Annotated in this window: 21 protein-coding genes; 15 read left to right on the top strand and 6 right to left on the bottom strand. The window is 56.2% G+C overall.

Annotation, left to right across the window (positions count from 1 at the left end; all coding sequences use genetic code 11):
- Window positions 1-158: 158 nt before the first annotated feature.
- The 3 genes from AC2LD7_RS11545 to yegS all read right to left on the bottom strand — a co-directional run bounded on the left by AC2LD7_RS11545 (window position 159) and on the right by yegS (window position 2,989).
- Complete coding sequence (locus AC2LD7_RS11545; protein WP_484597876.1) at window positions 159-962, bottom strand: MOSC domain-containing protein; 804 nt, start codon at window positions 960-962, stop codon at window positions 159-161.
- 27 nt (window positions 963-989) lie between these two features.
- Window positions 990-1,922, bottom strand: a complete 933-nt coding sequence (locus AC2LD7_RS11540; RefSeq protein ID WP_484597875.1) for a chemotaxis protein CheV — start codon at window positions 1,920-1,922, stop codon at window positions 990-992.
- 152 nt (window positions 1,923-2,074) lie between these two features.
- The gene (yegS, locus tag AC2LD7_RS11535) at window positions 2,075-2,989 is read right to left on the bottom strand and encodes a lipid kinase YegS (RefSeq protein WP_484597874.1); all 915 of its coding nucleotides are present in this window, start codon (window positions 2,987-2,989) and stop codon (window positions 2,075-2,077) included.
- 371 nt (window positions 2,990-3,360) lie between these two features.
- On the opposite strand from yegS, the gene AC2LD7_RS11530 reads away from it, so the two are divergent.
- The 11 genes from AC2LD7_RS11530 (at window position 3,361) to AC2LD7_RS11480 (ending at window position 16,673) form a co-directional block, all read left to right on the top strand.
- Entirely contained in the window at window positions 3,361-4,797 is a 1,437-nt protein-coding gene (locus tag AC2LD7_RS11530; RefSeq protein ID WP_484597873.1) for an undecaprenyl-phosphate glucose phosphotransferase, read from the top strand.
- A 156-nt stretch (window positions 4,798-4,953) separates the two neighbouring features.
- On the top strand, window positions 4,954-5,391 hold the full coding sequence (locus tag AC2LD7_RS11525; RefSeq protein WP_484597872.1) for a low molecular weight protein-tyrosine-phosphatase: 438 nt from the start codon (window positions 4,954-4,956) through the stop codon (window positions 5,389-5,391).
- A gap of 15 nt (window positions 5,392-5,406) precedes the next feature.
- A complete protein-coding gene (locus AC2LD7_RS11520; protein ID WP_484597871.1) occupies window positions 5,407-7,617 on the top strand; it encodes a polysaccharide biosynthesis tyrosine autokinase in 2,211 nt (736 codons plus the stop codon).
- Window positions 7,618-7,791: 174 nt separating this feature from the next.
- Window positions 7,792-8,853 carry a glycoside hydrolase family 5 protein gene (locus tag AC2LD7_RS11515; RefSeq protein ID WP_484597870.1) on the top strand — a complete coding sequence of 354 codons (1,062 nt, stop codon included), beginning with the start codon at window positions 7,792-7,794 and terminating at the stop codon, window positions 8,851-8,853.
- Between the two features lie 407 nt (window positions 8,854-9,260).
- Window positions 9,261-10,517 (top strand): hypothetical protein, encoded by a 1,257-nt coding sequence (locus AC2LD7_RS11510; RefSeq protein WP_484597869.1) that lies wholly within the window; start codon window positions 9,261-9,263, stop codon window positions 10,515-10,517.
- Window positions 10,477-11,361, top strand: a complete 885-nt coding sequence (locus AC2LD7_RS11505; RefSeq protein ID WP_484597868.1) for a glycosyltransferase family 2 protein — start codon at window positions 10,477-10,479, stop codon at window positions 11,359-11,361. The genes AC2LD7_RS11510 and AC2LD7_RS11505 overlap by 41 nt, the downstream gene beginning before the upstream one ends.
- Complete coding sequence (locus AC2LD7_RS11500) at window positions 11,351-12,112, top strand: WecB/TagA/CpsF family glycosyltransferase (RefSeq protein WP_484597867.1); 762 nt, start codon at window positions 11,351-11,353, stop codon at window positions 12,110-12,112. The genes AC2LD7_RS11505 and AC2LD7_RS11500 overlap by 11 nt, the downstream gene beginning before the upstream one ends.
- 181 nt (window positions 12,113-12,293) lie before the next feature.
- Window positions 12,294-13,325, top strand: a complete 1,032-nt coding sequence (gene gmd / locus AC2LD7_RS11495) for a GDP-mannose 4,6-dehydratase (protein ID WP_484597866.1) — start codon at window positions 12,294-12,296, stop codon at window positions 13,323-13,325.
- A gap of 330 nt (window positions 13,326-13,655) precedes the next feature.
- Window positions 13,656-14,567, top strand: a complete 912-nt coding sequence (locus AC2LD7_RS11490) for a GDP-mannose 4,6-dehydratase (protein ID WP_484597865.1) — start codon at window positions 13,656-13,658, stop codon at window positions 14,565-14,567.
- A 554-nt stretch (window positions 14,568-15,121) separates the two neighbouring features.
- Window positions 15,122-16,210, top strand: a complete 1,089-nt coding sequence (locus AC2LD7_RS11485) for a polysaccharide biosynthesis/export family protein (RefSeq protein ID WP_484597864.1) — start codon at window positions 15,122-15,124, stop codon at window positions 16,208-16,210.
- A 157-nt stretch (window positions 16,211-16,367) separates the two neighbouring features.
- Entirely contained in the window at window positions 16,368-16,673 is a 306-nt protein-coding gene (locus AC2LD7_RS11480) for a DUF2845 domain-containing protein (RefSeq protein WP_484597863.1), read from the top strand.
- A 138-nt stretch (window positions 16,674-16,811) separates the two neighbouring features.
- Here AC2LD7_RS11480 and AC2LD7_RS11475 read toward each other — a convergent pair whose 3' ends face one another.
- Complete coding sequence (locus AC2LD7_RS11475; RefSeq protein WP_484597862.1) at window positions 16,812-17,003, bottom strand: hypothetical protein; 192 nt, start codon at window positions 17,001-17,003, stop codon at window positions 16,812-16,814.
- A gap of 248 nt (window positions 17,004-17,251) precedes the next feature.
- Between AC2LD7_RS11475 and AC2LD7_RS11470 the strand changes: the two genes are divergently transcribed.
- The 4 genes from AC2LD7_RS11470 to AC2LD7_RS11455 are packed head-to-tail and all read left to right on the top strand — an operon-like array spanning window position 17,252 to window position 21,583.
- The gene (locus tag AC2LD7_RS11470) at window positions 17,252-19,408 is read left to right on the top strand and encodes a TonB-dependent siderophore receptor (protein WP_484597861.1); all 2,157 of its coding nucleotides are present in this window, start codon (window positions 17,252-17,254) and stop codon (window positions 19,406-19,408) included.
- A 26-nt stretch (window positions 19,409-19,434) separates the two neighbouring features.
- Complete coding sequence (locus AC2LD7_RS11465) at window positions 19,435-19,731, top strand: DUF3649 domain-containing protein (RefSeq protein WP_484597860.1); 297 nt, start codon at window positions 19,435-19,437, stop codon at window positions 19,729-19,731.
- The gene (locus AC2LD7_RS11460) at window positions 19,728-21,260 is read left to right on the top strand and encodes a PepSY-associated TM helix domain-containing protein (RefSeq protein WP_484597859.1); all 1,533 of its coding nucleotides are present in this window, start codon (window positions 19,728-19,730) and stop codon (window positions 21,258-21,260) included. The genes AC2LD7_RS11465 and AC2LD7_RS11460 overlap by 4 nt, the downstream gene beginning before the upstream one ends.
- The gene (locus AC2LD7_RS11455; protein WP_484597858.1) at window positions 21,257-21,583 is read left to right on the top strand and encodes a DUF3325 domain-containing protein; all 327 of its coding nucleotides are present in this window, start codon (window positions 21,257-21,259) and stop codon (window positions 21,581-21,583) included. The genes AC2LD7_RS11460 and AC2LD7_RS11455 overlap by 4 nt, the downstream gene beginning before the upstream one ends.
- Window positions 21,584-21,738: 155 nt before the next feature.
- Here AC2LD7_RS11455 and AC2LD7_RS11450 read toward each other — a convergent pair whose 3' ends face one another.
- The gene (locus AC2LD7_RS11450; protein WP_484597857.1) at window positions 21,739-21,918 is read right to left on the bottom strand and encodes a con-10 family general stress protein; all 180 of its coding nucleotides are present in this window, start codon (window positions 21,916-21,918) and stop codon (window positions 21,739-21,741) included.
- Between the two features lie 142 nt (window positions 21,919-22,060).
- The gene (locus AC2LD7_RS11445; RefSeq protein ID WP_484597856.1) at window positions 22,061-22,324 is read right to left on the bottom strand and encodes a DUF1652 domain-containing protein; all 264 of its coding nucleotides are present in this window, start codon (window positions 22,322-22,324) and stop codon (window positions 22,061-22,063) included.
- Between the last annotated feature and the right edge of the window lie 524 nt (window positions 22,325-22,848).

Raw genomic sequence — 22,848 nt, 5'->3', positions numbered from 1 at the left:
ATCGCCATGAGGTGATGATGAGTTGTACCTGCGCGGCCCGGTCCATGAGTCGATCGGATGGCTGGCGGAGGCGCCAGGACTAACGCTCTGCGGGGCGGAAGCCGGCGGCCCCGCCGTCGTGTAGCGCTTGGAGCGGTCGGGTCTGTTGCTCAACGGACCTATTCGAGCACTTCGACCGGCATACCGACCTTCAGCTCGCCGATGCCCTCGGCGATCAGGTTCTGTCCAAAGAACACCCCGCCCTCACCCTTGCGGTAGTTCATCAGAGTGGCCAGCGGCTCACGGTCCGGACTGCGCTCTGCATCGAGCGGATCGATGGTTGGAATGACGCAGCGTGAGCAAGGTTTGACCACTCGAAATTCGATGCCGCCAATGCGGATGCGACGCCAGCCGTCCTCGGCGTAGGGCGCCGCACCGGAGATCACCAGATTTGGCCGAAACCGTCGCATGTCGAACAACCGCCCTACCCGGGCGGAAAGATCATCGAGCGATGCCTGACCGATCAGTAGAAACGGGAAGCCATCACTGAACGCCGTCCGCTCGCCAGGATGGGCATAGTCCAGGTCGACCTGAATACCCTGGCTAGTAGGTAGGTAGACGAGACGGCACGGGCGCTCGAGCAGGCGAGTCAACCATGCCGCCGCTGCGTCGCCAGCATCCGGGACCTGCAGACTTTCGCGCCAGACCAGTACTCCACGCGCAACGCTCGTCGAGTCGGGAGTCGGCACCAGCAGATCGTCCATACCGAATGCGCTCAGCCGCAGCGCCTTTTCGCCCTGCCAGCGAGCGTGCAGCAGCGCCATCTGCGGCAATGCACGTTGCGTCAGGAATTTCCCGGTTGCGGCATCCACCACCATCCAGCGACGGTCGCCACTCAGACCGAGCTCGTCGCACCTCCCCTCCTCAAGCAATTCAGCGGAACCGGACTTGAGCGGAAAACGATACAACGAGCAAAGATGCATGCAGGTGCCTCGATCGGATGGGCTGGGTCAGCGAGTTTCGTCCAGCAACAGACGTTCACGAATGACTTCCACCAGTTTCTCCGGCTGGAACTTGGAAAGGAAGTTGTCACAGCCGACTTTTTGCACCATTGCCAAATTGAAGCTACCGGAAAGCGAGGTATGCAACACCACATAAAGGTCACGCAGGCGCGGATCGTTACGGATTTCGGTGGTGAGCCGATAGCCGTCCATTTCCGGCATTTCGGCATCGGTGAAGACCATCAGCAGACGGTCGGTGAGCACCTCACCAGCATCGGCCCAGGCCTTGAGTTTGTTCAGGCCCTTCATGCCATCGCTGGCTGAATGCACGGTGATGCCGAGCTGGCTCAGAGTCTCGCGCAGTTGTGCCAACGCGACGGTGGAGTCGTCGACGCAAAGCACTTCACGCCCTCTGGCGCGTTCAAGCACCGGATCCGCCAGACGCTCCGGCGAGATGCTGGTGTCGTAGGGAACGATTTCAGCGAGCACTTTTTCCACATCGATGACTTCGACCAGCCGATCGTCGACCTTGGTGATCGCCGTCAGGTAATGCTGGCGGCCCGCTGTCGTCGGTGGCGGCAGTACTTCTTCCCAGTTGAGATTGAGGATGCGGTCGACGCCGCCGACCAGAAAGGCCTGAATCGAGCGGTTGTACTCGGTCACGATGATGGTGCTGCGCTCATCAGGCACCAGCGGGCGCAGACCGATGGCACGCGACAGGTCGATAACCGGCAATGTCTGTCCACGCAGATTGACCACACCGCAGACCGAACCATGGCGGTGCGGCATCAGCGTCATTTTCGGCAGTTGCACCACCTCCTGCACCTTGAAGACGTTGATTGCGAATTGCTGACGGCCGGAGAGCCGGAACATGAGGATCTCCAGGCGATTCTGCCCCACCAATCGGGTGCGTTGATCGACTGATTCTAGAATGCCGGCCATTGCGGGCTCCTTGGTGATTACGGGACTAAGAAGGATATCGGCCGCAAGGCCCTACGCTTTATCCGGTGGCGCAATTATTTATGGGCCGATTCGATGCGCCGACCAATGGCGCGACGCACCCCAGCCGACCCTGCGTCTGTCAGCTGGTCGCATCAGCTCCCAACCAGCGGCTCGCCACGCAGTAACGGACTGTCTGAGGGCAGATGCAACCGCAGCGCCTTGGGCCGCACGGAAAAACGCATGCGCTTCGCTGCAGAAGGCTCTCCATCGAGGTTGATATCAATCTCGTCCGGCGCCTCGGCTTCGAGCCACGGCACACGCGCCTTAACCGAAACGGTATCAATTCCAAGCAATCCGCCGCTTAGCAGCGTACCCAAGGTTCCCACGGTATCCGCTGGTGCTGGGACGATACAGATATCGAGCAGTCCGTCATCGACCGAAGCCTGCGGGCAGAGCAGCTGCCCGCCGCCCGACTGACGTCCATTGCCTATACCCAGCGCCAGGAAATCGCCCTCCCAGGCGAAGTCAGGCCCAACGAAACGTCCCCAGGCTGCTCGTAACTCGCTGAACCGGGACAAGCCGGTCAACAGATACGCGCCGCCACCCAGCACCTTCTTCAACTCTTCCGACGTGGTGGCCGTCACTTTGGAGCCAAAGCCACCGGTCGCCATGTTGAGAAAAGGCTCACCGTTCATTTCGCCGACATCGATCAGCACCGGCTCCCGGTCGAGCAACGTCAGCGCATCGAAGGGTTCCAGCGGAATCTCGGCGGCGTGGGCGAAGTCGTTGGCGGTACCCAGCGGCAGCAACGCCAGGCTCGCATCGACGCCGCTCTCCAAGAGCGCCAGCGCGACTTCCCGCAGCGTGCCGTCTCCACCGCCAGCAACCAGCGTTCGATACCCAGCCGCCAATGCCTCGTGTACCAGACGCCCGGCGTCGCCAGGTTCCCATGTCACCCGCACGGCCAGCTCTTTTCCAATCTGGCGCCACTCGCTGACAGCCGCACGCACTTCTTCATTGAGCGCCTGCTTCCCGTGAAGGACCAGCAACGCTTTGGATTCATTCATGCCAATCGCTTCCATTTTCGGTATCCGGCAATAGACCTGCATCGGCCCAGAAAAGTTGTGGCTCAGCCGCCCGAGACGGCTTAAGCCGAAGGCTTAGGCGCATCGACCACCTGTCAGAAGCGTGCAGCCAAAAATGACTGACCGGAGTGCTTACGAATGGCTTTTATGTCCTCAAATCAAAAGGTTATCAAGCCAATTTAATCCTCGCCGTTTATTCGGCACTTTGCTCCCTGTCGATGAACTCATTCCTTGGCAGGCGGTCGGAGCAGTTGTCCAGTTGAAGGTTGCGATAGCGGCCTGCCATCAGAACCGCGGATCGCGGCGATCAAAACGAGTATTGAGCTAGTAATAGCCGAAGGAAGGAGCCTTGTATGCGCTTACAGTCCGTTGGAACCCTTGAGTACGCCCATCCCAGTTTCGTCGATTATTTTCTTGCCAGCGTTCGCCTGATCCATGGGCTAACTGCGGTATTGCCGGGCGTTCTGCTGTTGTTATTCCTGCCCCTCGATCTGCCGGTGGGTGGCGGTACCTTCAGCACGTTCCTGATGTTCTTTGGCGTGATCAGCGTGGTCATCTTTCAATCGGTCGGCATCTATAGCGAGGAAGTATTCAGCACACTGCTGCGCTTCCGCACCATGTTGGTGGCCTGGGCTGCGGCGTTCAGCCTGCTGATCTTCATGCATCAGGGCCTGGGCATGTTCAGCTACTTGGAAGCCAAGCATCTGACGTTCTGGTTCGTCACCAGTATCGTTCTGTTCGGCGCCGAGCGACTGATGATGCTCGCGCTGTTTCGCCGCCTGATGGCCAAGGGTGTGTATCTGCAGAACGCGGTGATCCTTGGCGGCACCGACAACGGTGTGCGCGTCGCCGAATACCTGGCCAGTCACCGCGACATTCGCACGGGCGTGCTCGGCTTCATCGATGATCGTCTGGAGCGCCTGCCTAAGACGCTCGCCGACTTGCCGCTACTAGGCAATACGCGCGAACTGGAACAGATGATCCGTGAAGAAAAGGTCACTCAGGTGCTGGTTGCCCTGCCCTGGTTCGCCGACAGCCGAATCGGCCAAGTGATCAGCGAGCTGCGCAAGCTCCCGGTAAATGTGCTGCTGGTTCCAGATATGGTTGCCTTCCGTCATGCCAACAAGCGCATTACTGAAGTCGGTGGCCTGCCCACGCTGATTGCCTCGGATCTACCGCTGCGTGGCTGGTCGCCGATGTTCAAGCGTATTGAGGACATCATTCTTTCCAGCTTGGCCTTGCTGGCAGCTGCACCGGTGATGCTCCTGCTGGCGCTGGCGATCAAGCTCGACTCGCCCGGCCCTGTGTTGTTCAAGCAAAAGCGCTACGGGTACAACAACAGGCTGATCGAGGTGTTCAAGTTCCGTTCGATGTATCACGCCAAGTCCGACGCCAATGCCGAACGCCAAACGACCCGCGACGACGATCGCATCACCCGCATCGGCCGTTTCATCCGCAAAACCAGCCTCGACGAACTGCCACAGCTGCTCAACGTGTTCCTCGGCAGCATGTCGATGGTCGGCCCGCGCCCCCATGCGACCGCCACCAAGGCCGCCGGCGTGCTGTTCGAAGATGCTGTCTCTGAATACTCCGCGCGTCATCGCGTCAAGCCGGGCATCACCGGCTGGGCACAGATCAATGGCTACCGCGGCGAGACCGACACCCTGGAAAAGATCGAGAAGCGCGTCGAGTTCGATCTGGACTATATCGAGCGCTGGTCGGTCTGGTTCGACATCTACATCCTTGCTCGAACCATCCCCGCTCTGCTGTTCAACAAGGACGTCTACTGACTGCCGCACGCATTGACCAACCCCATCACGGCGACAAACCAAACTCATGCGTGAGCGCAGGAAGATTGAACTAATGAAGCGAGCCAATATCAGATTTGCGTTCTGCGATACGCACGCCAACCCGCCCACGCATTCCGTGCTGCGAGGCTGAGCGACATGTTCCAGAACATATTGATCGTCTGTGTCGGCAATGTCTGCAGAAGCCCGGCGGCCGAAGCATTGTTGGCCCACAGACTTCAGGGAAAAGGCTTGGCGATCAGCTCGGCAGGCATAGGTGCATTAGTAGGCAATCCAATGGATAAGAACGCACATGAGGTGCTGCAGGACCACGGGCTACAACACAATGCCCATCGTGCTCGACAGGTCGATAGCGACATGCTGCACGGGGCGGATCTGATTCTCGCCATGGAGCAGAGCCACATTCAGCACATCCGCCAGATAGCGCCCGAAGTACATGGCAAGACCTTCCTGATGGGCAAATGGCTGGACGACATGGAAATCCCCGATCCATTTCGTCAATCCAAGCCCGCATTCGAACACGTTCACAGCCTTCTGACACAGTCTGTCGAAAGCTGGCTTCCTTACCTGAAATAAGAAGAAGGAACTTCAATGACGACCATGCCCCGACCCATCTATGAAACGAAAGAGGACAAGGACATTGATCTGGCCCACCTCTTTGACACATTTATCAATAATCGGGCCCTGATTCTCACGATAACTGGTTTCTTTGCGGCGCTGGGCGTGGCCTATGCATTGCTTGCCACGCCGATCTATCTGGCCAGTGCAATGATCCAGATCGAGCCGAAGAATGGTCTGCCGAGCCTCACCGATGTGGTTGGCGCGGCTCCGGCAGTTTCCCCGGCGCAGACAGAAATTGCGCTGCTCAAATCGCGCTCCGTTGTCGGCGGTGCGGTGGAAGCACTGAATCTTGACATCATCATCGAACCGCACCACTTCCCCCTTGTCGGCGGCTTTATTTTTCGCCGTTTCGAGCCGTCGGAAGAAAACGAGCTGGGTTGGTACCCGGCTGGTTTCGAATCCTATGCCTGGGGCGGTGAATCATTGCGCGTCACCCAACTGATCGTGCCAGACCAGATGCATGGCGAAGAACTTACGCTGGAAGCCGCGGAGAACAATGGCTTCATCCTGCGTGATCCCGACGGTGAGGTGGTTGCTCAAGGCGTGGTTGGCGAACCGGTGGAAACGCCGGAGTACGGCATCACCGTCGCCGAGCTCAATGCCCGTCCGGGTACAACGTTCAGCGTGACTAAGAACCGCACCTACGCCACCACGGAGAATTACCAGGAGCGCCTGGCTGCCGGTGAGCGTGGTAAGCAGTCCGGTATCGTCAACGTGACGCTGGAGGATGCCGATCCAGAAAAGGCCATTCTGGTCCTGGAAGAAGTAGCCCAGCGGTATGTGGACCAGAACATTGCGCGCAATGCCGCCGAAGCGACCCAGAGCCTCGAATTCCTCAGCGAGCAAGTACCGGAAGTTCGCAAAAAGCTCAATGCCGCACAGACGGCGCTGAACAAATACCAGACCGGCAATCGCTCCGTGGACATTTCAGCCGAGACCCAGTCGGTACTTGATCGAATCGTCGATCTGGAAAAGCAAATTTCCGAGCAGAACCTCAAGCGCACAGAGATGGAGCGACGCTTCACCCGTCAGCATCCGAACTTCCAGGCGCTGATGAACCAGATCAATCAACTGCAGACGCAGAAAGCTGAACTGGAGAAACAGATCGGCACCCTGCCCTCGACCCAGCAGGAGCTGCTGCGCCTGAACCGTGACGTCGAGGTGTCGTCCGAAACCTATGCCATGTTGCTGAATAAGACTCAGGAACTGGACATCATCCGTGCCGGCACCGTGGGCAACGTCCATATCGTCGACCACGCGGCTGCCGACATTGACGACCCATTGAAGCCGAACAAGCCGTTGATCGTGGTCGTCGCCACGTTGCTCGGCGGGATTCTCGCGGTCGCATTCGTCTACGTCCGCGAGGCGCTCAAGCGCGGCGTGGAGAACCCGGAAGAAATCGAGCGCGTCGGTATCCCGGTTTACGCGGCAATCCCCTTCAGCGAGAAGCAGGGTCTGCTGGAAAAGCGCCTGGCCAACTTCAAACGTGACAAGAGCAGCGCCTCGTATTTGCTGTCGATCAATGATCCGGCTGATCTGGCGACCGAAGCCATGCGCAGCCTGCGCACCAGCCTGCACTTCGCCATGATCGAGGCGAAGAACAACATCCTGATGATCACCGGCCCCAGCCCGGCAGTGGGCAAGTCATTCGTGACCAGCAACCTCGCTGCGGTGATCGCGCAGTCCGGCAAGAAGGTTCTGCTGGTAGACGCCGACATGCGCAAGGGTTACCTGCACAAGGTCATGCGCTGCCAAGGGGAAAAAGGGCTTTCGGATATCCTGTCGGGCCGCATCACCCTGTTCGACGCCATCCAGAAAACCCAATTGAACAATCTGCACGTGATCGCTCACGGCCAAGTGCCGCCGAACCCGTCAGAGCTGCTGATGCACGAGAACTTCTCTCGCTTCGTCAAGGAAATCAGCAGCATGTATGACCTGGTCATTTTCGATACCCCACCGATCCTCGCCGTTACCGATGCAGCCCTCGTCGGCAGCCAGGCAGGTACCACCTTGATGGTGACTCGCTACGCTCTGAACGGGGTTAAGGAAATCGAGTTCGCCAAGCGCCGGCTCGAGCAGAACGGGCTATTGGTCAAGGGTGTGATCTTCAACGCCGTGATTCGCAAGGCGTCGACTTACAGCGAGTACGGTTACTACCAGTACGAATATCAGAGCAAGTGATGCGTACAGCCCGACATGCTTTGCATGTCGGGCAACAGCATGCCGCCATTATTGATCCGTAACGACCACTCATTCGTACGCTTTCGCCGCGCGAGCAGCTCGCCTCGGTTTGTTCATTTACGCAAGCCAAGGTGTTAATCGAGCCGCTACGAACTCAATGGAGATCAAGTAAGTATGGAACTTAACTTTCTTTCACCTTTGTTCAGTGCGATACGGCTCATTGCTGGCCTGACACTGATTAGCTGTGCAGTAAGCGCGCAGGCCCAATCCAGCGGAGAAAACACGGGCATCGATCTAATCGGTATCAACATGTCCGGTGCCAACTTCGCGCCGCATATAACACCTGGGAAAGTTGGCACCAATTATTTCTATCCCGAAAAAAAGTATTTCAAGTATTACGCAGACAAGAATATTCGACTGATCCGCTTTCCTTTCATCTGGGAGCGGTTGCAACACGATCTGGACAAGAGCGTTAACTTCGATCAGATTCGCCTGTTAAAAAGAACGCTTGATTTCGCAGCACAGCATGATCAGAAAATCATTCTGGATATGCACAATTATGCCCGATACAAAGGCGAGTTGATTGGCTCGCCCGAAGTACCTTACACGGCCTACGCCAGTGTCTGGCGCAAGCTCGCCGAAACATTCAAAGACCATCCTGCGCTGCTGGGCTACGACATCATGAATGAACCCCATTCCACCAAGGGGCTGTGGCCCGCCGCCGCGCAGGCCGCGGTCGACGCGATCCGCGAGGTGGACATGGAAACGCTGATATTTGTCGAAGGCGACCGCTGGGCCAGTACCTTCCACTGGCGAAAAGTGAATGAAGATTTTCTGATCGACGACCCAGCGAACAAGATCGTCTATGAGGGCCACGTGTACTTCGACAAAGATTTCTCGGGTCGCTATGCAGCCGACGAAACCATTGATCCGATGCTCGGCGTGGAACGCGCCCGACCTTTCGTGGAGTGGCTGAAAGAACATAACTTGAAAGGTTTTCTGGGCGAATACGGTGTACCCGACCATTCCGAATCGATGCTGGTTGCCATGGACAACATGCTCGCCTACCTCAACGAAAACTGTATTCCCAGCGCCTATTGGGCTGGCGGCCCCGGCTGGGGCAAGTATGTGCTGGCAGTCGAACCCATCGGTGGCAAGGACCGACCGCAAATGGAGATTCTGCTGAAGAATATTTCCAACAGCTGCTCGGAATTCGGACCGACATCGCGTTCGTAACATGCACCTGAATGCAGCTCGCATCGATAAGCGATATACCGGCTAGACGCCAATATTCAGCGGCATTTTTCGTATCCGTTAGTTAAATAACCGTTGGTTAGGACAACGATGCGAAATCAGTCAAAAAATTTGGGAAAAGCTTAAAAATCCTGAAAATTCTACGCAACCCAACCATAAGCCTGGTTGTCCAACATTGCGACCGAGTCATAGCGGGGTTAATCCGAGCAGAATTCGGCAACCTGGCGGCTTCGCCTATAGAAACGCGTCGTTAAAAGGGCGCTCAGAGGTAGGCATTTTATTGACGCACCAGCAGCGTAGCGAACCATCCAATATGGCAATGTAAAAAGCTTTAGTTTGTTGCAGCGAAGTTGGTTTGGACCATGGAAAAGCACCTAAGGACTCAGGTGATGACAAACATCAGCTCGAAATTATTTTATTTGCCATTGGCGGTTCTCGCGGTCGTTCTGCACTTCTCTGTGCTGGGTGATAGTACGCACAACCCTATCGGTATCAAGTTTCTCAACGAGGTTTATCTGGCCGTTTGCCTAGGCGCATCGCTGCTTCTGATTCTTGCTAGCACCGAAGATGCGGCCAGGGAATTTCGCATCCTGATGTATTACGCCCTTTACAGCGTCCTGGTGTTTACCGTACTGCCGGCGATATTTTCTTTTTATACCTATGGCCAGCCGATCACTTACGGCCTGATCGAAGAGCGGCGAATCCTGTTCGCCTTTGGTTTCGTACCTCTACTATTGCTTGCAAAGAACCTGAGCACTCTACAGTTCGAGCGTGCGATTCTCTATGCCGCACTCATCGCCGTGTTTTTGTCATGGCTCTTCAAGTTCGGCCTGCTCCCTGATTGGCGTGAAGAGCAAACATCTTGGGATCGTCCGGATCGTTCATCCATCGGCCCTTTCCTTATCTGCTTTGCTTATTTCTACTGCATACAAATTTGGTCAAAAGGCATATCCCCTATCAACGGTGACAAACGGCAGAAAAATTTTTATCTGCTAATGGCAGCGATCTTGCTATTGACTCTGGTTTTCGCGACACAAACTCGCCAACTCATCGTGCTCTGCCTTGCATTCACGCTTTTCTGTCTAAGGGCCAAAGCCATCGTATGGGCCGCTTCCCTCTGCATGCTTTTATCGCCTCTTTATTTCTACCCGGAGCTACTGGACGTCCTTGGACTGAACATTGAGTTTTATGAAAATAGCTTGGACGGCGATGTCGAAGACGGCGTACGTCCGAATACCATCGCATCGGTATTCAACCATCTGCGTCTAGTCAACTGGCTACCAAGTGGATCGTTATCGTTGATGTGGCAGGATGGCTTCATCCCCTATTTTGGCGAGCATTTCTTCCTCTCCGATATTGGTATCATCGGCACCCTGTTCCGCTTCGGTTTTCTGACATTTTTATTGGTCCCACTGACGCTTTTTATCTATCAGCGAATTGCCCGAAACATTAATTCCGACATGGGCTTTAGCTATGCGGTAATGCTTGCACTTTTCGTGATATGGCCACTCAGCGGCCTCTTTGAATATGCGCAGCCGGTTATCGCCATGCTTTTTGTAATACATGCTTTAAGAGCACGCCATCTTCGCAGCAAGGAACGAGTACATGAACGTCGCACTTATTCTCAATTACAAAGCTGCTACTGAGACCATCAGCTGCGCTGAAAGCCTGCTCGCTCATTGTTCGACAATCGACCACATCGTTATTGTCGACAACGACTCACAGGACGGATCCGCCCTTGCCTTTCAGCAATGGCTGGATGAAAAGGCGTACCGGAAGGTGACGCTGCTAAGCAATCCGGAGAATAGCGGCTATGCCGGCGGCAACAACTACGGCCTGCGCTGGGCGATGGAAAATTTGCAGCCTACCTATTTTTGGGTCGTCAATAACGATACCTATGTCAATAGCGATGCATTCTCGCCGTTACTTGAGGCTTTACAGCGAGACGATCGGCAATTCGTCGGCTCGGTAGTGCTAAGTGCCGATACCGGACGCCTGGAATGCTATGGCGGCGGAAAATTATATCCAATCCTGGGCAAGGCCCGCCTGCTCGGAAAGGACCAGAGCATTGAAGCGGTACAACTCCAGGACCCTAAGCACAACCCGGATTATTTAATGGGTTGCAGCCTTGCGTTTTCAGCTGCACTGACCGAAGAAATCGGCCTGATGGACGAAACATACTTCATGTATTTTGAAGAAGTTGATTGGCAATATCGTGCCAGGCGTTTTGGCGTATCGATAAAAGTAATCCCTGAAAGCCGTCTGTTTCACTATGGCTCTCTCAGTCTGGGGAACCGCTCGGCGTTTTACCATTACTACCGCAACCGCGCTGCTACTCGCTTTAACAAACGCTTCTACGGGCCGGTCTTCGCTCTTACTTCCGCATTTCTCCTCTCGGCAGTGACGACGATAAAGGAATTCAGAAATCCCACCCTCGTCTGGTCGGGTATCAAAGGCGCCTTCAAGGGAGTAGCAATGAGTGTCAAGTGATACTACAGCGTTCGGAATTGACTTTTATTCCGGCAATAAGAAAGCTTTATTGACCTGCATTCGCGAGGGCATCAAGCAGCCCTACTCGTTTGTAGTAACGCCCAACGTTGACCACCTCGTTCAGCTGGAAAGTGACGAAGAGTTACGTAATGCCTATGCAAAAGCGCGCTGGAGGCTTTGCGACAGTCGCATCTTGCTATCTCTGGTGAGTCGTCTGGGCGTACATATAGACGAAGCTATTCCTGGTAGCGACCTGACCCTTGATCTGCTCAAGTGGGCCGACCAGGATCGCTTGCGCGTCGTGCTCATCGGCTCTGCAACGACAGAAGCCGACAGGCTTCGGACAATCTATCCCGGCATCGATCTTTATCACTACAACCCACCGATGGGCTTCATCAAAAAACCGGAAGAGGTGCAACGTTGCTTGCAGTTCGTTCGAAATAACCCGTCCGACCTGGTGCTTTATGCAGTTGGAACACCTCGAGGAGAGGTTCTGGCGGGATTGACTCAACCTTATGAACGATCGGGAATGGGATTTTGCATTGGCGCCTCGATTTCCTTTGCAACCGGCACCATTAAACGCGCTCCGCGTTGGATGCGCGAGTACAGACTCGAATGGCTTCATAGAATGTGTCTCGAGCCGCGCAGGCTGGCCAAACGGTACTTCATCGACGCCATATACATTTTGCCCGCTTATTTGCGTGAAAAAAGCTCCAAACAAAAGGCCAGCCCCGCCAAACAGGAGTCTTGATCAGCTACGACACAATTAACAGATTTGAAAATAGCTTGATCAATCGCAGTTGCGATGGCGAAGCCAAGTAGCCGCTGCACGCTCATCGATCACTGCGTCCGACTCTGTTACAGCGCAAACGCGCCGACACTAGAGCGATGCAACACCATTTTGAAAAAGTCATCTCATAGCAGGGAAGAAAATGAAAGCAATCATCACGGGCATTACAGGGCAAGACGGCGCTTACCTCGCAGAGCTTCTGCTGGAAAAAGGCTATACCGTATACGGTACATTTCGTCGCACCAGCTCGGTTAATTTCTGGCGAATCGAAGAGCTGGGTATCGACAAGCACCCCAGCCTGCATCTCGTCGAATACGACCTTACCGACCTTTCCTCCAGTATCCGCCTGCTACAAACCACCGGCGCAACCGAGGTATACAACCTCGCCGCACAAAGCTTCGTTGGTGTTTCGTTCGAGCAGCCATTGACGACGCTGGATATTACCGGCGCAGGCGCGGTGAATCTTCTGGAAGCCATTCGCATTGTCAATCCTAAGATTCGCTATTACCAAGCGTCTACCTCGGAAATGTTCGGCAAGGTCCAGGCAATTCCGCAAGCGGAAACCACGCCGTTTTACCCTCGTAGCCCCTATGGTGTCGCCAAGCTTTATGCGCACTGGATGACCATCAATTACCGGGAGTCCTACGGGATTTTTGGCTGCAGCGGCATTTTGTTCAATCACGAATCGCCTCTTCGCGGCCGTGAATTCGTGACCCGCAAAATCACCGATTCGGTAGCCAAGATCAAGCTGGGTCAATTGGACGTGCTCGAATTGGGCAACATCGACGCAAAGCGCGATTGGGGCTTTGCCAAGGAATACGTCGAGGGGATGTGGCTCATGCTGCAAGCCGATGAGCCCGATGTGTTCGTGCTGGCAACCAACCGCACCGAAACCGTGCGCGACTTCGTGACCCTGGCCTTCAAGGCGGTCGATATCGAGTTGCAGTGGGAAGGCTCCGGCGAACAGGAGCTGGCGATCGACATGGCGACCGGCAAGGTCGTTGTGCGGGTAAACCCGAAATTCTATCGCCCTTCGGAAGTCGACCTGCTGATTGGCGATCCACAGAAGGCCAAGGATGTGCTGGGCTGGGAACCTAAAACCTCGCTGGAACAACTGTGCCGCATGATGGTTGATGCCGACCTGCGTCGCAATCAGCAAGGCTTTTCGTTTTGATAGCGAGCGACCTGAACGCCTGACGACGCCGTCATAAGCGATGCAACTGGGGCATTGGGGCATTGGGGCATTGGCCAGCGAACAGCACAGAGCAACCTACACCTAGCCCTGTGCATTCGCTTCCCTTCAGCTCAATGCCAGATGCTCCGCTACGCTCGTCGGCTTGCTCGGTCATTGAAATCCAGGCGGAGCTGGTATGAGGTGAATAATGATGCCGCTTGAACACGCCACTGTCGTCATCCCAGCCGGCCCTAACCGAGCGGCAACATCCCATGAATAGACCGGGAGTAGCCGCTCCGCTGAGCCGGATCTCATCCTATCGAGAGAATCATGCGTAAAGTGCTGATTACGGGCATCACTGGTTTTACTGGCCGCTATATGGCAGAAGAACTCGCGGCGCGCGGCTACGAAGTTCATGGTCTCAGCTATCGTCAATCCAAAGGCGAATTGCCTGCGTGTATTTCGGCCATACATTGTTGCTCGCTGAACGACTCGCAGACGCTGCGAAACCTGCTGACGGATATCCGGCCAACCTATGTCGTACATCTGGCTGCAGTGTCTTTCGTCGCGCATAGCGATGCCGACGCGATATACAACGCCAACCTGCTCGGCACTCGCCATCTACTTGAAGCATTACGCACAGTTGCTACGGATCTGGAAGGGGTTCTCCTGGCCAGCAGTGCGAACGTCTACGGAAACGCCACCGAGGGCGTGTTGGACGAATCAGCCGTGCTGGCTCCAGCCAATGATTACGCAGTCAGCAAAGCTGCAATGGAATACATGGCGAGGCTCTATTACGGGCGCTTGCCATTGATCATCACCAGACCGTTCAACTACACCGGTATCGGTCAGGCCGAGCAATTCCTGATCCCAAAAATCGTCGCGCACATACGCCACCGCGCAGAAGTGATAGAGCTGGGGAATCTGGATATAGCACGAGATTTCTGCGACGTGCGTCAGGTGGTGCAAGCCTATCGGCGACTCCTTGAGACTCCCGCCTCGATTGGCGAAACCGTCAATATCTGCTCTGGCTCGGCATACACGCTTCAGTACGTTCTTGAGCAGGCGGGCATCCTATCCGGCCATCATCTCGAGGTGCGGGTCAACCCTGCCTTCGTACGCAGTGCTGATGTCAAGAAGTTATCTGGCTGCAAAGCCAAGCTGAACTCGCTGGTTGGTGAACTTCCTCAGATCGAACTGCGCGACACGCTGCGCTGGATGATAGAAGCGCCTCCCACATAATTAAGCCTCGTCAGATTGACCACACCTGGCAACAGAAGCGGGCCAACCGATCTTGAAAAGCGCTAAATCTCTCGGCATACCTGCACTGAATTGGTAGCTGGCAGATGGAGTGTGCGCAACTCGATGCTTGCAATTAATACCTTGCATCAAGGCCAGATTAATCCTCGAACACTCTTAAACCTTCTTGTGTCAGCGCCGGCCATTCAATTGTGCTGTGCTCTTGAACCCCTGAGAAACGCAGCGGTCTATGCTTACTGTGAGCAGTAAGGCGCTTGTTTCGGTCGTTCGTGAAAAGGCGTTACGCAGGGGTGAGCAGAAGAAACACCGGTAGCTTGCCCGAAACAGGTCTCCCCTTAGTGAGTCGAGGAAGTTCCTCGACAAGCTTGCGGTAGCGACACCAGGAGAAGCAGATATTGAGTTCGTTTTTATGCGCTTTCATAGATGTCACCGTCGGTTGGCGATAGACGATTCAATTTTCGCTCGTTCCTTCAGTTAAAAGTGAATTCAGCCGTTTCACTTTGTAAAAACAACTATTCCGTCAAGGATGAAGAACCATGAAACCATTATTTGCTCTCGCTTTTTCTTCTGTGCTGGCGCTCCAGGGATGTGTGTTTTCGCCTGGCCAATATCTTGATCCGGATGAATTCAAGGATGGAGCGGAAGTGGAGAACGGAACCGTACAACTGATCCGCATCACTCCTGACATGCTCAAAGGCGAACTGTCTTCCGACATGGGCACTTCCAGCAAGCAGGAGTTGCTTGATTTCAAGCCCGAGGCGTATCGCGTTGGTGCCAACGATCTACTTTTTATCACCGTTTGGGATCACCCTGAACTGACCGCACCATCCGGAGCGCAGCAGCAGCTCGATGCCAATGGCCGCCTGGTCCGCCCTGACGGTACCCTCTTCTATCCCTATATCGGCAATGTCAACGCCGCGGGCCGCACCATCGAAGAGCTGCGCGCCGAAATCGCGCGCCGCCTCGCCAACTACATCGACAGCCCGCAAGTAGACGTCAGCCTGCTTCGCTACGGTAGCCAGCGCGTCGTATTGTCAGGCGCATTCAATACGGCGGGCGAAGTACCGGTGACCACCGCACCGATGACCATCGTCCAGGCAATCGGTCAGGCCGGCGTCGATACCGAAACCGCCGACCTTTCCAGTCTGATGCTCAAACGGGACGGCCGTGAGTACATGCTGAACCTCGACGATCTGAACCGCCCAGACTCCTGGCTGCATCAGGTGTACCTGAAGGACGGTGACCAGCTGCACCTGCCATACAACGATCAGAAGAAGATCTATGTACTGGGCGAAGTCACGCAGCCGCAGGCGCTCAGCTTCAAGGCATCGAACTTCAACCTGATGGACGCGATCGGTACTGCTGGCGGTATTCGCCAGGAAACGGCGGATGGCGAAGCGGTCTACGTGATCCGCGGCGCCGAAAGCATCGCTACCGAGCAAGCCAAGGTGTTCCAGCTTAACGCCAAATCCCCGACCGCCTTCGCCCTGGCCAAGAGCTTCCCGCTCCAACCGCAGGACGTAGTGTTCGTTGGTCCAGCCGGCATCACTCGCTGGAACCGCTTCATCAGCCAGCTGCTGCCGTCCGCTTCGGTTGTCGGCACAGGTGCAGCATTTAGCCGTTAATGACGCGACAGGGATCAGGCTGAACAGCCTGATTCCGCTGAACCGCAGTCAGCCTCCGGGCGGCTGCGGTTTTTTATTGCAGGTAATGCAACCAACATCATCGTAGATTCAATGGCTCGTAAGGGGCCGAGCCCCCTCTCCCCTTCAAGGAGGTCTGATGAAACGCGCTTCGCTTATCACAGTGTTATTAGGCGCGCTTTTCTGTTTTAGCCAAGCCGATGCGGCAACCATGCGCTGTGATGGCGGGCTAATTGCTACAGGCGCAACTTCGTTTGAGGTGCTGACAAAATGCGGTGAGCCTGCCGACAAGGAGGTGGTTGAGCCTACCGTCCAGCCTGACGGAAATTCACCAAGGAATTCTGCAACCGTGGAGACCTGGGTTTACGGCCCAGATAATGGGGCGCATAGCTTCCTGCGTTTCATAGATGGGCGATTGGTTAAAATCCAAACCGGCCGATTGTAGAGCCTGATTTATATCGCCTTGATTTTTCCGGTAAGAAAAAAAGAAGCCCTTGGGAGGGGCTTTCAGTTTTTTCGCCATGCCTTTTTCACCACGCCGCGCCACAAAAAAGCCCCATTTGATCATGAGGCTTTTAGCTGACTACTCGGTTGGAATAGTCGGGTCGTCTTCAAACATATCGATGTCTTCGTCGGTGACTTCCGTCTCATCGGGATCGGTCATCGGAGCATCGTTGATGCTTGCACCATCCGGATCCCCAGGCAGAGGCGCATCCGCGCCAGAATCGTTTGCCGCCTGCTGCCGAGCGGGCACATCCATGGTTTCACCTCGCATGCTTCACCTCGCAGTGAGGCCCCCAATGGCCTCTTCAGGTTCGAGCTACCAAGCCTCGATTGGTGCAAGCCGCCAGTCGGAACAGCGAAGCAGCGCTATGGAAATGAGCTTCACATCATCGCCTGACACGGCGGACGTTATGTGATCAATCAGTCGGGGTTCATCCGCGATACGAATTTGTCAGTTACAAATACAACGTATTCGCATTAACATCCGCATCTCAACAATAAATGGATTTGGAGATGCTCATGTTCCGCCACCCAGTCTTGCGCCCGCTCTTCGTGGCGTTGCGCGCCGCCAGTCTCGCCGTGCCTGCCGCATCCCTCTGCCCGGTCGCGGTGGCGCAGTCGACGAACGAAGCTCCGGCTGCAGACGCATCGGCATTCGAGTTGCCTGCGCAAGAAGTCGTTTCCAGCCAAGCCGAGCGGGCCGACGGGCATGTCGAAGGCTACGTCGCGACACGTTCAGCGACCGGCACCAAGACCGATACGCCCATCCTTCAAGTTCCCCAGTCGATCAGTGTGATCACTGCCGATCGTATGCAAGACCAGGGCGTGCAGACGGTGCAGGACGCTTTGCGCTACGTCTCAGGCGTGCGCGGCGAAGCGTTCGGATTGGATTCCCGTGGTGATTCGTCCAAGGTGCGTGGCAGTACGCCGGAGTTGTTTCTCGACGGTCTGCAGCAGTCCTTCGGCAGCTACACGAACGCCCGTACCGATCCCTTCACGCTCGAGCGCATCGAAGTGCTCAAGGGTCCGTCGTCGATGCTGTACGGACAAAGCCCTGTGGGTGGGCTGATCAATATGGTGAGCAAGCGTCCCCGCGAAGAACAAAGGACCGAGCTGCAGCTTCAATACGGCAATTACGACCATAAGCAGATAGCGATCGACAGCACCGGCCCGCTGAACGAGGAAGGCACACTCCTCTACCGCGTGGTGGCGATCGCCCGGGACAGCGATTCCCAGGTTGACTATGTGGAGAATGACCGGCTGGTGCTGATGCCGTCGATCACCTGGCGGCCGACCGACGACATCGAGTGGACAGTGCTGGCAAACGTACAGCGAGACGACAGCGGCTCCACTTCGCAATTTCTCCCGCACCGTGGCACCGTGCTCGGCGCGCCTTATGGTCACTACGATACCGATCTGTTCGTCAGCGAGCCGGGGTTCGACGAATACGACACCGAACAGCTGGCGCTCACGTCCCAGTTCAGCTGGCGCCTGAACGATGTCTGGACGTTACGGCAGAACCTGCGCTACCAGGAAAGCGAAGTCAGCTACCAGCAGATCTATGGCTGGCCGCCCGTACTCAATGCCGACAACCGCACCCTCGACCGCATCTACTACGTTGCCAAACCCGAGGTCGATGTATGGGTCGCCGACCATAGCGCTCAGGCGTTGTTCGACACCGGGCCGGTGCAACACACGCTATTGATCGGTGCCGATTATCAACACGCCGTCACCAACCGCAAACAGGCGGGAGGAGCTGCGACACCGCTGGACCTGTACGACCCGGTGTACGGAACCTTCGACCCCACAGTCATCAGCCTCAGCGCCGATCCCGAACAGGTCGTCGCCCAGCAGGGGCTCTATGTACAGGACCAGCTCAAGTACGAGCGCTGGATGCTGACTCTCGGTTTGCGCAAGGATTGGGCCGACAACCGGACCGATGGCGGCACACGACAGAAGGACGATGCTTTCACCGGCCGAGTCGGGTTGACCTATCTCTTCGATAATGGCGTCGCGCCCTACATCAGCTACAGCGAGTCCTTTCAACCGATTGTTGGCTTGAACGCCGTTACTATCGAGCCCTACAAGCCGCTGGAAGGGGAACAGTGGGAGCTGGGAGTGAAATACCAACCGGTCGACAGCAATAGCCTGTACACCGCAGCGGTGTTCGACCTGCGCGAACAGAATCGACAGATGCCCGACCCGAACAATCCCTCCAATACCGTGCAAACAGGCGAAACGAGCGCGCAAGGCCTGGAATTGGAAGCCGTGGTCGCCGTCACCCCCGCCTGGGATCTGATCGCCACTTACACCCACATCGATACCGAAGCGCTGGAAGGAACACCAAGCCAGGAAGGTGCCCGCCTGGCAACAATCCCCGACGACATGGCCTCGCTCTGGTCGCAGCATCGCTTCGAACTGTTCGGTATTCCCGGCTTCAGTGCGGGCGCAGGCGTGCGCTATGTCGGCGCAAGCTGGGACGGCACCGACACCCTGAAAACGCCCTCGACCACCCTCTTCGATGCCATGCTCGGCTACCGCTATCAGGATTGGGCGTTCACGCTCAACGCCACCAACCTGGAAGACGAAACCTACTACACCACTTGTCTTTCGCGTGGCGACTGCTTCCTCGGCAATCGCCGCACGGTAGTCGGCACTGCCAGCTACAGCTTCTGATGAGCAGGCACCGGGAGACAGGATCGATGAACACATTTATATCTTCCCGCCACGCCAGTCTGGCCGGGCGCATCTCGGCTGCCCTACTGGGTGGCTATGCATTGGCCTATGGTTTCACGGCGTTCTTTTCCGTGTACCTGCCGATGCCCAGGCCGGATCGGGTGGTAACCGCCAGCTTGCTGTGCTTCGCGGTCTGGGTAGCAGCGGCGATCTACGCATTCGCCGCCCGCAGCGCCACGCGCGCCTGGGTGCTGTTCGCAGGGCTGGTCGCAATTTGCTGCCTGGCAGCCTACCTACCCACAGAATGGAGGAGCCGGCCGTGACACTTCGTCAATCGATGGTCGGACTGCACACCTGGGGCGGGCTGCTGCCCAGTTGGCTGCTGTTCGTGATTATTTTCGCCGGCACCCTCGCCTGTTTCGACAAGGAGATCGAGCGCTGGATGCGCCCTGCCCTGCACACACCGACGGCGACATCGATCACTGCCGATCACGTTAATGACTGGATCCAGGCGAATGTCCACGCGCCGCTGCACGCCTATTGGTTGCATGGCCCTACCGCACGTGAACCCTATTGGAAGCTGGGCTGGGAAGAAGACGAATCCGGTGCACGTGGCCGCGTCGCATTCGATCCCCGCAGCGGCGAGCCGATGCCCGAAACGGTGGGTGGTGAGTTCTTCTTCACGCTGCACTACAACCTGCAAGCCGGTTCGATCGGCATGTACATCGTTGGCTTGGCCGGCATGTTCATGCTGGTGGCGTTGGTATCGGGAATTATCGTTCATCGAAGAATCTTCAAGGATTTCTTCACCCTGCGCCCGCAAGCCAACGGCCAACGCGCCTGGCTCGACGCCCATAACCTGTTCGGCGTCATTGGCCTGCCGTTCCATCTGATACTGGCCTACACCGGCGTGGCGGTGTTCGTTGCGTCCTACATGCCGGCCGGCGCGCTGGTGGCGTACGGGGGTGATCCACTCGCCTTCTTCGAAGAGGTACAAGGCGGCTACCACCGCAATGAACTGCACCAGCCGGCTGGGAAAATGGTTCCGTTGAACCCATTGATCACCGATGCGCGTCAACGCTGGGGAGAGGGTGAGCCCGGCTGGATTATCGTCGAGCATCCCGCAGATGCGTCCGCAGTAATCAGCATTCGTCGCCTCGATCCGTCACGTATCGGCTCGCCGCAGGATACGTTGAATTACGACGCGACCACCGGCGAACTCCTCCAGCAACAGCAGGCGCCGGCCGGCTATCGAGCATATATATGGCTGATCGGACTGCATATGGCGCAATTCGGGGGGCAAATCGTGCGGGTGCTTTACGGGCTGCTAGGGTTGGCGGGCTGCGCCATGCTGATTGCCGGCACTGGCGTATGGTTGCGCAAGCGCGAGGGACGCCAGATTCAAGGGCTGAACGTCGTCCGGGCACTTAACGGCGCGGTCTTCTTCGGCTTACCAATCGCCTCGCTCGCGTTGCTCTGGGCGAATCGCCTATTGCCCGATGCAATGACCTCGCGTGGTTCCGCCGAAGCCTGGTGCTTCTCGCTGAGTTGGCTTGTCGTGGTTGCCGTCGCCTACCTCGGGCGCCGCCATTCACTTAGGTTGTCGCGACAGCTATTGGCCCTGCTGGCGGCGCTTGCGCTGGGTTTACCGTTGCTCAATGGCGTGACCGCACCGGAGGGCCATTTACTGGCGAGCCTCGCACGCGGCGATTTGGCGTTAGCTGGCGTTGATGGGGTGTTGTTGATCGTGGGCTCGCTGTGCGCCTGGGGCTCGCTTCGTCGCCCACAAGAGCGAAGTCCAGCACGCCAGGGAGCGCGCATGACGACTCGAGAGCAGGAGCTGACACGATGACCTTACTGGCTTTCGCCCTGTCCTATCTAGGAATGTTGATGCTCTGCCTTGCAATGACGCGGCATCACCGCGAGGTTTTCAATGCTGCTCCGACGCACAATCGGCGGCGCTGGCTGCGTATGTTGGCGACGGCACCGTTGCTCGGCTCCGCTCTCCTGGATTCGGCATCACTAGGAGTATCGATCGGTCTGGTCGTCTGGTTCGGACAGCTGATGTTCGCCGGGCTGGTGATTAGCCTGACACTCGCATGGCGAAAGCGCTGGCTGCTGCCTCTCGGCGGCCTGTTCAGCTTTGTCGGCGTGTTAGCGGCTATTAGTGGATAGGTGCGGCATGAGCCGCTGAGCGTTGGCTACCGCGCCCAACAAAAATCCGGTATGACACCATGGTGGGACTTGCACCCGCAGGAGTGCGCCCATGCTGGTCGCACAACGAAAAGAACCCGCAATAGCGGGTTCTCAATTCGTGCAGCTAAGTGACACTATGAATTGCGGCCACCGCCATGACTGTTTTGGCCACCTTTCTTTCCGGCTTCGGATGCCTTTTCGCGGTCGTTGGCAAAATTACCGCCGCTTTTTTGGCCACCTTTATGCCCGGCTTCGGATGCCTTCTCACGGTCATTAGCGAAGTTTCCAGGATTTCCGCTTTTATCGTTAGACATATAACCTCCAAACAGAATGGCTGCCCAATTGGCGCGCTCATAAATTGAGAACGGTATCTATCTATACGGTTCAGCGCGCCCTCTCAAGATCGGATAAACGGCACCGAACCGAGCATCCCCTCCGGATAACCTGAACGGCTCTCTACGCTTTCAATTTCTTATGCCTTTGGCTGATTTCTTTCGCGGATAACGCTTGCCTCAATTCAAGCGCCATTTGCGCAACGCCTCTTATCGATGCTAAACGCTTAGCTTCAATGTCATTTACTGCATATCTGGTTATATCTGAAACATCGAATATTCTTATCGCAACCTTACCGGCCTCGTCCTTTTTGCATGAACATCGCAAGGGCGAAAATGATGCTTCGAGTATTCGGCAGGCATCTTCAAACTTCAACGCGCCGCTCATATAATCCTCCGTCCGCTTTATTATTATCTTCTTCTGATATAGACACTGCTTTATCCAAGGTTCGTTCGAAAATTTTCGAGGTCGGCGAAAAAATAAACGAGACAATTCAAATGCGCTGTAGATATAGGTTCCGGCTTGCTCGGGCTATATCTGCTCCGAATGTGCAGATTGACTCGAGCGCCTTTCAGCCCCGCGGCCCCTCAATGAGAGTGAAGCCGAACTCCGCAGGAATTTCCACGACCAACAATCGGGCAGCTGGGTCATCACAGCGACTATCGTCATTTGCTATTTATAAGATTTGGCTTAGCAGAGCAGTACGTGAGGGTCATGCAAGGGCTTCGGGCTTGGTCAGCCGTAGATAAACGCAGCGCAACGGTAGCCATAGTGCTTTGCGAAGCTTTCATTGGCTGAACTTCGTCTCGTCTCGCAGGCTCTACCGCTCATAGTCAACTACTGAGCCAACCAATGATTAGGGATGGTCTGAAGTAGTTGTGTATTTCTGGCTGACTTCAGCCCCTGCCGAT

The sequence above is a fragment of the Stutzerimonas sp. genome (assembly GCF_982611455.1).
This window is presented reverse-complemented; position numbering and strand designations above follow the sequence as displayed.